The sequence below is a fragment of the Phenylobacterium aquaticum genome (genome assembly GCF_022695515.1).
Lineage (GTDB): Bacteria > Pseudomonadota > Alphaproteobacteria > Caulobacterales > Caulobacteraceae > Phenylobacterium > Phenylobacterium aquaticum.
This window is the reverse complement of sequence record NZ_JALDPT010000035.1, coordinates 51442-60069: the sequence shown is the minus strand read 5'-3', so window position 1 is coordinate 60069 and position 8628 is coordinate 51442. Positions and strand designations below refer to the sequence as shown.

The 8628-nt window shown below is 68.7% G+C and carries 8 protein-coding genes; 4 read left to right on the top strand and 4 right to left on the bottom strand.

What is annotated here, in order from left to right:
- Positions 1–26 precede the first annotated feature (26 nt).
- From MQH10_RS21145 to MQH10_RS21130, 4 genes are all read right to left on the bottom strand, one after another.
- Positions 27–1400 (bottom strand): ethanolamine ammonia-lyase subunit EutB, encoded by a 1374-nt coding sequence (locus MQH10_RS21145; protein WP_242565963.1) that lies wholly within the window; start codon positions 1398–1400, stop codon positions 27–29.
- 202 nt (positions 1401–1602) lie between these two features.
- Positions 1603–1785: a hypothetical protein gene (locus tag MQH10_RS21140; protein ID WP_242565962.1), complete on the bottom strand. Its 183-nt coding sequence runs from the start codon at positions 1783–1785 to the stop codon at positions 1603–1605.
- Between the two features lie 146 nt (positions 1786–1931).
- A complete protein-coding gene (locus MQH10_RS21135; RefSeq protein WP_242565961.1) occupies positions 1932–2402 on the bottom strand; it encodes a DUF2269 family protein in 471 nt (156 codons plus the stop codon).
- Positions 2399–3688: an SDR family oxidoreductase gene (locus tag MQH10_RS21130; RefSeq protein WP_242565960.1), complete on the bottom strand. Its 1290-nt coding sequence runs from the start codon at positions 3686–3688 to the stop codon at positions 2399–2401. The genes MQH10_RS21135 and MQH10_RS21130 overlap by 4 nt, the downstream gene beginning before the upstream one ends.
- 256 nt (positions 3689–3944) lie before the next feature.
- Between MQH10_RS21130 and MQH10_RS21125 the strand changes: the two genes are divergently transcribed.
- From MQH10_RS21125 to MQH10_RS21110, 4 genes are read left to right on the top strand one after another with little or no spacing between them, the layout of a single operon-like run.
- On the top strand, positions 3945–4619 hold the full coding sequence (locus MQH10_RS21125) for an NAD(P)-binding protein (RefSeq protein ID WP_242565959.1): 675 nt from the start codon (positions 3945–3947) through the stop codon (positions 4617–4619).
- A gap of 5 nt (positions 4620–4624) precedes the next feature.
- Positions 4625–5740 carry an FAD-dependent oxidoreductase gene (locus MQH10_RS21120; RefSeq protein ID WP_242565958.1) on the top strand — a complete coding sequence of 372 codons (1116 nt, stop codon included), beginning with the start codon at positions 4625–4627 and terminating at the stop codon, positions 5738–5740.
- Positions 5725–7575, top strand: coding sequence for a 2-oxoacid:acceptor oxidoreductase subunit alpha (locus MQH10_RS21115; protein WP_242565957.1), 1851 nt, complete (start codon positions 5725–5727; stop codon positions 7573–7575). Before MQH10_RS21120 ends, MQH10_RS21115 begins: the two co-directional genes overlap by 16 nt.
- Positions 7572–8627: a 2-oxoacid:ferredoxin oxidoreductase subunit beta gene (locus MQH10_RS21110; protein WP_242565956.1), complete on the top strand. Its 1056-nt coding sequence runs from the start codon at positions 7572–7574 to the stop codon at positions 8625–8627. Before MQH10_RS21115 ends, MQH10_RS21110 begins: the two co-directional genes overlap by 4 nt.
- The last annotated feature ends 1 nt before the right edge of the window (position 8628 follow it).

Genomic DNA, 8628 nt, shown 5'->3' with positions numbered 1-8628 from the left:
CCGCGCGCGGTCGGGGGGCTCGGCCATCAGACGGCCGCCAGCAGCGGGTGGCCGGCGCTGCGCGGGGCGAGCCGCCCGTCGGGGCCGGTGATCTTCAGGCCTTCCAGCCAGGCCTCGAACTCGGGCGCCCGCTTCAGGCCGAACACCTCGCGCACATAGAGGGCGTCGTGGAAGGAGGTGGACTGGTAGTTCAGCATCACGTCGTCGGCGCCGGGCACGCCCATGATGAAATTGATCCCCGCCGCCGCCAGCAGGGTCAGGAGATTGTCCATGTCGTCCTGATCGGCCTCGGCGTGGTTGGTGTAGCAGACGTCGCAGCCCATGGGCGCGCCGAGCAGCTTGCCGCAGAAGTGGTCCTCCAGGCCGGCGCGGATGATCTCCTTGCCGTCATAGAGATATTCCGGGCCGATGAAGCCCACGACCGTATTGACCAGCAGGGGGTCGAAGGCGCGGGCGACCGCATAGGCGCGGGCCTCGAGCGTCTGCTGATCGACCCCGTGATGGGCGCCGGCCGAGAGCGCCGAGCCCTGGCCGGTCTCGAAGTACATGACATTGTCGCCGACTGTCCCGCGCCCCAGGGACAGCGCCGCCTCGCGGCCTTCCTTCAGCAGGGCGAGCGTCACGCCGAAGCTGGCGTTGGCGGCCTCCGTCCCCGCGATCGACTGGAAGACCAGGTCGACGGGCGCGCCGCGTTCGATCAGTTCGATGGAGCTGGTGACGTGGCCCAGGATGCAGGACTGGGTCGGGATCTCGAAGCGGCGGATGATCCCGTCGGTCAGGCGCAGCAGATCGCCGATGGCGGCCAGGCTGTCCGACGCCGGATTGATCCCGATCACCGCGTCGCCGCAGCCGTACATCAGGCCGTCGAGGATGGAGGCGGTGACGCCGGCCGGATCGTCGGTGGGATGGTTGGGCTGCAGCCGCACCGATAGGGTCCCTGTCAGGCCGAGCGTGTTGCGGAACCGGGTCACCACCCGGATCTTGCGGGCCACGGCGATCAGGTCCTGGTTGCGCATGATCTTGGACACCGCCGCCGCCATCTCCGGCGTGATCCCGGGCGACAGGCGGCGCAGGGTCTCGCCCGTGGTGGTCTCGGCCAGCAGGAATTCGCGGAATTCGCCGACCGTCAGGGCGGCGACGGGCGCGAAGGCCGCCGCGTCATGGGTGTCGCAAATCAGGCGGGTGACCTCGTCGCCGTCGTAGTCGACCGGCGGGTCGGCCAGCAGGGCCTTGAGCGGCAGGTCGGCGAGGGCGAGCTTGGCGGCGATATTCTCCTGGGCGGTGGCGGCCGCCAGTCCCGCCAGGGCGTCGCCGGACCGCGGCGGCGTCGCCTTGGCCATCAGCTCGCGCAGATCGGCGAAGACATAGCGCTGGGCGCCGGCGGTCTGGTGGAAGGCCATGGGGCGATCATGGCGCCGGAGGGCTGGGCGGGCGAGGGCTTCTGAAGGGGGTGGCGCGCGATGCGGCTTTTCCGGGCGCCCGCCAAACGCCGCGCATCCCCGCGAAGGCGGGGACCCAAGCGGGCTAAAGTTCAGTCATGAAATTGGCCGCGAAATTCCAACTCAGCTTGTGTCCTCGCCTTCGCGGGGATGAGCGGCTGATTTAGAGCGCGCGGGCCAGACGCAGGGCCGTGGGGTTTTCCGCGGCGGCGCGCCGGCCGTTGATCTCGGCGTGCAGCAGGGCTTCGGCGTCATCCTCGCCCGAGGCGTCGAAAGGCGACGGGACGGCGTCGTGCAGTTCAATGTCCGCCACTTGCGGGGCGGTGATCTCGAAAGGATTGGACATGACGCGGCTCCCGGGGCTGGAGGCTCACTCATCGGCGAGTGCGAAAACCCTGACGCGGACAAGGGTTTTTCCAAAGCAGATTCCTCCGTTCCGGGGCCGTCTTCACGCATTATTGACCATAATGTGACGCGGGAGACACGACCCCTTCAGAGGTCAGGTTTCGCCACCATCAGCCAGATTATTCCCAGGACCGCGCCAAATGCGGGAAAACCTGCCGCGAACCACAGGCGCCACAGGCGGTGATAGGCGGCGGGAAGCAGCTCGCCCTGCGACGCCGCCGCCCGGGCGAGATCGCGAAGGCGCAGCTGGATCCAGACGACCGGAAGCCAGAAGAGACCGGTGAGGACGTAGAGGCCGAGACTTGCGGCGATCCAGCCGGTGGACAGCGGCCAGCCGGCGAGGTGGGCGAGGAGCGCGCCCGTCACCGGCTGAAGGACGACGGCGGTCGCCGTGAAGATCGTATCGCCAAGCACCACGACCCCGGCGGTGTGGGCCACGATCCGCGGATCGCCGGTGCGATGGGCCATCAGCATGAAGAAGGCGATGCCGGTTCCGGTCCCGAACAGCACCGTCGCGCCCAGAATGTGGAGCGCCTTGAGCAGCAGATAGAGGCTCATCGGTCCTCCAGCAGGGCCAGCGCGACCAGGGCCAGGAGTGCGGCGGGCAGGGTCTTCACCAAGGGGCCCATGGGATCGGCCCACAGGTCGGGTCGCCAGAGCGTGGCCCCGACCATGTAGCCGCCGGTGACCAGGATCATGCCCCAGAGGGCGAAGGCCGCCGTGGACCTGACGCAGGCGAGCAATCCCAGGGCGATGTCGGCCAGGGCGCCGCCGATGACGGCCGGCGTCGCGGCCGCGGGCGGGAAGTGGGAGGCGGCCAGGACGGCGGTGGCGGCCGGGATCTCGGCCAGGCCCACCGCGCCGGAGACGATCCAGAAGCCGGCCAGGCCCGCCAGGATGACGGGCTTGAGAGCATAGAGGCGCGCGAACCACCGTTCCTGAACCCCGGCCGGCATCGCCGCCAGGGCCTGGGACAGGTCCTTCGGCGCGAAGCCCAGCGCGCGCTCCGCCTCGCCGGGGCGGATCCGGACGCCCCGCGCCAGCTGGCCAAGCGTCGCCGACCGCAAGGGACTGCGCCAGCCGAGCCAGGCCAGGGCGTCGGCGCCGGTCGCCGCGATCCGGGCGACGAGCGGGGGCAGGTCGAGGACCGGCGCCGGCGGCAGGCCCAGCCAGGCCCGCAGACCGATCAGCACCTCGGCCAGGGTGGTCTCGGCCGAGGCGCCCAGGTCGATGATCCGCCGCATCGGGGCGTCGGGCGCCAGGGCGCGGGCCACGGCCAGGGCGATGTCGTCGACCGCGACCACCTGGGTTACCGCCCGGGCATGGACCGCCGGGATCACGAACGGGACCGCCGCCAGGGCCCGCAGCAGGGCGCTGCCGCCATAGGCCACGGGCGCGAGCACCAGGGCGGGGCGCAGGATGGTCCAGTCGAGGTCGAGGCCGGCCAGGGCCTCATCCCCCTCGCGCTTGGTGCGGCTGAAGGCGTCCTGGCCGTGCGCGACGCCGGCGGCGGAGATCTGGACGAACCGGCGCACCCCTGCCGTGACGCAGGCGCGCCCCAAGCTGAGCGGTCCGGTCAGATGGACGGCGACCAGATTGTCGGTCGGACCATCCTGCAGGGCGCCGGCGCAGTTCACCACCGCGTCGATATCGGCGAGATGCGGCGCCCAGTCGCCTTCCCGCCATCGGGCGAGATCGGCCTCGATCCACCGGACCTGGGGAAGGCTTCGGGCGGCGGCGGCCACATGGCGGCCGACGCCTGTGACCTCATGCCCCTCGGCCAGGAGGCGCGCGGTGACGCGGCCGCCGATCAGACCATAGGCGCCCGTCACCAGAATCCGCATCGGTGCGACAGCCCCCGCCACAATATTGGCGAAGGTGATCTGCTCCCCGCGCCTGAGTCCAGGCCGCAACTGAGGAATTGACCCCGCGGCAGAGTGGGTCGCGTACAGAAAGCGGGTTGGCGGGGCCCTCAATCAGGACTTAGATGGCGGTCATCGCCGCGCCGGGGCGCAGGCTCAGCCATCGTCGGACCGCTTGTCGGTCCGCGAGCGGGCTTTTGTCGTCCCGGGAGTAGAGCGTCCCGGGAGGATTAGGGTTTTGCAGCGCACCAGTACCGACGGGCCTGACTATTTTCACAAGGTCGTAGATTGCCAGTGGGCCTGTCCGGCCCATACGCCCGTCCCCGAATACATCCGTCTGATCGCCGATGGGCGATACTCGGACGCCTACATGGTCAATTGGAAGTCGAACGTCTTCCCGGGGATCCTCGGGCGGACCTGCGACCGGCCGTGCGAGCCCGCCTGCCGGCGCGGCCGGGTGGAGGACGAGCCCGTCGCCATCTGCCGCCTGAAGCGGGTGGCCGCCGACAACAAGTCCGACGTCTCGGCCCGGATGCCGACGGTCGCCGCGCCGAACGGCAAGCGGGTGGCCCTGGTGGGCGCAGGCCCCGCGGCCCTGACCGTCGCCCGCGATCTCGCCCCGCTCGGCTATCACGTCGTGGTCTATGACGCTGAGGCCAAGGGCGGCGGCATGATCCGAAGCCAGATCCCGCGGTTCCGTCTGCCCGAGGAAGTGATCGACGAGGAGGTCGGCTATATCGCCGATCTGGGCCTGGACATGCGCTTCGGCCAGCGGATCGACAGCCTCGGCGCCCTCCTGGGCGAGGGCTATGACGCCGTCTTCGTCGGCACCGGCGCGCCGCGCGGCCGCGACCTGGACCTGCCGGGCCGCCAGGAGCCGCGGCCAATATCCATATCGGCATCGACTGGCTGAGCTCGGTGTCCTTCGGCCATATCGAAAAGATCGGCCGCCGGGTGATCGTGCTGGGCGGCGGCAACACCGCCATGGACTGCTGCCGCACCTCGCGCCGGCTGGGGGGCGAGGACGTCAAGGTCATCGTCCGCTCCGGCTTCGACGAGATGAAGGCCAGCCCCTGGGAGAAGGAAGACGCGATCCACGAGGACATTCCGATCCTCAACTTCCTCGTGCCCAAGGAATTCACCCACAAGGACGGCAAGCTGACCGGGGTGCTGTTCGAGGAAGTGGCCGCGACCTTTGACGAGAAGGGCCGGCGCAAGCTGCTGCCGACCGGCGCGCCCGATCAGCACTATGAGTGCGACGACGTGCTGGTGGCCGTGGGTCAGGAAAACGCCTTCCCCTGGATCGAGCGCGACCTGGGGCTGGAGTTCGACGAATGGGGCATGCCCAAGGTCGATCCGGTGACCTTCCAGTCGACGCGGCCGGGCGTGTTCTTCGGCGGCGACGCGGCCTTCGGGCCCAAGAACATCATCTGGGCCGTGGCCCAGGGCCACGAGGCGGCGGTCTCCATCGACCGCTTCTGCCAGGGCGGGGACCTCACCGACCGTCCGCCGCCGATGACCAATCTGGTCAGCCAGAAGATGGGCATCCACGAGTGGTCCTACGACAACGACATCTCCAATGATCAGCGCTTCCGGGTGCCGCTGCGCGAGAAGGTCGAGGCGCTGAAGGACGTGAAGATCGAGGTCGAGCTCGGCTTCGACCTCAAGCAGGGCCTGGCCGAGGCCCAGCGCTGCCTGAACTGTGACGTCCAGACGGTGTTCGCCGAGCCGCTGTGCATCGAGTGCGACGCCTGCGTCGACATCTGCCCGGTGGACTGCATCACCTTCACCGACAATGGCGAGGAGGAGGACCTGCGCGGTCGCCTCAAGGCCCCGGCGCTCAATCTAGACCAGGCCCTGATGGTCTCGGCCGAGCTGAAGACCGGCCGGGTGATGGTCAAGGACGAGGATGTTTGCCTGCACTGCGGGCTGTGCGCGGAGCGGTGCCCGACGGGCGCCTGGGACATGCAGAGATTCACATTGGAAATGAGCCACGCGAGCGATGTGGGAGGCGGCGCATGTCAGGCCCGCTGACCCTCACCAACGACTTCGTCGTCAAGTTCGCCAACGTCAACGGCTCGGGCTCGGCCAGCGCCAACGCGATGTTCGCCAAGTCGGTGCTGCGGATGGGCGTGCCGGTGGCGGCGCGCAACATCTTCCCGTCCAACATCCAGGGCCTGCCGACCTGGTACGAGGTGCGGGTCACCGGCGCCGGCCATCTGGGCCGTCGCGGCGGGGTCGACATGATGGTCGCGATGAACCCGCAGACCTGGGACAAGGATCTCGCCGAGATCGAACCCGGCGGCTACCTGTTCTACGATTCCACCAAGCCGCTGCCGGCGTCGAAGTTCCGCCCGGACATCACGGTGGTGGGCGTGCCTCTGACCGCCATGTGTAACACGCGCTATTCGGTTCCACGCGAGCGCCAGCTGTTCAAGAACACCATCTATGTCGGCGCGCTGGCCGCCCTGCTGGGCATCGAGATCGCAGTCATCGAGCAGCTGCTGGCCGAGCAGTTCGCCGGCAAGGACCGGCTGATCAAGGCCAATGTCGAGGCCCTGCACATGGGCCGCGACTATGTGCTGGAGAACCACGGGCCGCTGGGCCTGCAGGTGCGCCGCGCCGACGGGGTCGGCGACCGGATCTATGTCGAGGGCAACATGGCCGCCGGCCTGGGCGCGGTCTATGGCGGGGCCACGGTCTGCGCCTGGTACCCGATCACGCCATCGACCTCCCTGGCCGAGGCCTTCACCGAATTCTGCCAGGAGTACCGGACCGATCCGGAGACCGGCAAGGCGCGTTACGCCATCGTCCAGGCCGAGGACGAGATCGCCTCGATCGGCATGGTGGTCGGCGCGGGCTGGAACGGGGCGCGGGCCTTCACCGCCACCTCGGGGCCCGGCGTCTCGCTGATGACCGAGTTCATCGGGCTGAGCTACTTCGCCGAAATCCCGGCGGTGATCTTCGATGTGCAGCGGGGCGGGCCGTCCACCGGCATGCCGACCCGGACGCAGCAGGCCGACCTGCTGGGCGCGGCCTACGCCAGCCATGGCGACACCAAGCACCCCATGCTGCTGCCGCAGGATCCGGGCGAATGCTTCGAGTTCGGGGCTCTGGCCTTCGACCTCGCCGACCGGCTGCAGACCACCATCTTCGTCATGCTCGACCTCGACATCGGCATGAACGAGTGGCTGACCGAGCCCTTCAAGTGGGACGACAGCCGCAAGCTCGACCGCGGCAAGGTCATGACCCATGATGAGCTGGAGGCGGGCCGCGAATTCGGCCGCTATCTGGAGGTCGACGGCGACGGCATTCCCTATCGCACCTATCCGGGCGTCCACCCGAACAAGGGCGCCTATTTCACCCGCGGCACCTCGCGCAATCCCTATGCCCGCTACAGCGAGGAGGGGAGCGTCTATGTCGACAACGTGCAAAGGCTGCTGCGCAAGTTCGACACCGCCGCCCAGATCGTGCCGGGCCCCGTGCGCCGCGACGCGAAGAAGGCCACCCGCACCGGGGTGATCTATTTCGGCTCGACGACGCCGGCCATGCATGAGGCGCTGGAACTGCTCGAGGCCCAGGGCCAGCATGTGGACGCGATGCGGGTGCGGGCCTTCCCGTTCTCGGCCGAGGTCTATGACTTCATCGCCGCCCATGACCGGGTGTTCGTGGTCGAGCAGAACCGCGACGCCCAGCTGCGCACCCTGATCGTCAATGAGGGCGATGTGGACCCGGCCAAGCTGATCCCGGTGCTGCACTATGACGGCACCCCGATCACCGCCCGCTTCATCGTCAAGGAAATGGCCGGACTGCTGGGCGGGGCCGCGCCGTCGCCCGCGCGCAAGACCGTCCCGGAGGCCGCCGAATGACCTATCTGGCCAAGCCCAGGCTGCATCACCCCAGCCTGGTTCCCAACGAGCTCGGCTTCACCCGGCGCGACTATGAGGGCTCGGTCTCGACGCTCTGCGCCGGCTGCGGCCACGACTCGATCTCGGCGGCGATCATCCAGGCCTGCTATGAGCTCGACCTGCCGCCGCACCGCGTCGCCAAGTTGTCGGGCATCGGCTGTTCGTCCAAGACGCCGGACTATTTCCTGGGCGCCAGCCACGGCTTCAACACCGTCCACGGGCGGATGCCCTCGGTGCTGACCGGCGCCAATCTCGCCAATCGCGAGCTGATCTATCTGGGCGTCTCCGGCGACGGCGATAGCGCCTCGATCGGTTTCGGCCAGTTCGCGCACGCGGTCCGGCGCGGGGTCAACATGACCTATATCGTCGAGAACAACGGGGTCTATGGCCTGACCAAGGGCCAGTTCTCGGCCACCTCGGACAAGGGCTCGAAGTCCAAGAAGGGCGTGGTCAATCACGACAGCGCCATCGACCTTGTCAGCGTGGCCCTGCAGCTTGGCGCGACCTTCGTGGCCCGCTCGTTCTCGGGCGACAAGGCCCAGCTGGTGCCGCTGATCAAGGCGGCGCTGAGCCACAAGGGCGCAGCCTTCATCGACACGGTCAGTCCCTGCGTCCAGTTCAACAATCACTCGGGCTCGACCAAGAGCTACGACTATGTGCGCGAGCACAATGAGAGCGTGAACCGGCTGGACGTCGTCTCGCCGCGCGACCCGATCCATGTGGACTATGCGCCCGGCACGACGGTTCAGGTGACCCAGCATGACGGATCGGTCCTGTCGCTGCACAAGCTGTCGGCGCATTACGACCCCACCGACCGGATCGCGGCCATGAGCTATCTGGCCCAGCGCCAGGCGGCCGGCGAGATCGTCACCGGCCTGCTCTATGTGGACCCCGAGGCCAATGACCTGCACGAGGCCCTGGAGACGGTGGACACCCCGCTGAACCAGCTGGCCGATCAGGCCCTGATCCCCGGCTCGGGCGTGCTGGCCAAGCTCAACGCGACCCTGCGCTAGG